Origin of the sequence: Micromonospora sp. DT178 (assembly GCF_049841695.1) — a bacterium.
Classification (GTDB): domain Bacteria; phylum Actinomycetota; class Actinomycetes; order Mycobacteriales; family Micromonosporaceae; genus Micromonospora.
On sequence record NZ_JBNCKV010000086.1, the window covers coordinates 1 to 272 of the forward strand.

Annotated in this window: 1 protein-coding gene; it reads right to left on the minus strand. The window is 67.6% G+C overall.

The genetic code is table 11. The features are described from left to right. Positions 1–236: beta-ketoacyl synthase N-terminal-like domain-containing protein (locus ACLQ22_RS32070; RefSeq protein ID WP_425695615.1), on the minus strand; the 236-nt coding region annotated here is incomplete at its 3' end. Positions 237–272: the final 36 nt, after the last annotated feature.

The window sequence follows — 272 nt, forward strand, 5'->3', positions numbered from 1 at the left end:
GCCAGGGCCATCGAACACTCACCCGACCGCAACGCCTGCGCCGCTAAATGCACCGCGACCAACGACGACGAACACGCCGTGTCCACCGACACCGCCGGGCCTTCCAGGCCCAAGGTGTACGCCACCCGCCCCGACATGACACTCGCAGCGTTGCCGATACCGGAGAACCCCTCCCCCGCAGCATCGGCCACACTCAACAACGTCGGATAGTCCTGCCCGTGGGTGCCGACATACACGCCGGTGTCCGACCCGCGTAGCCCGGACGGGTCGAT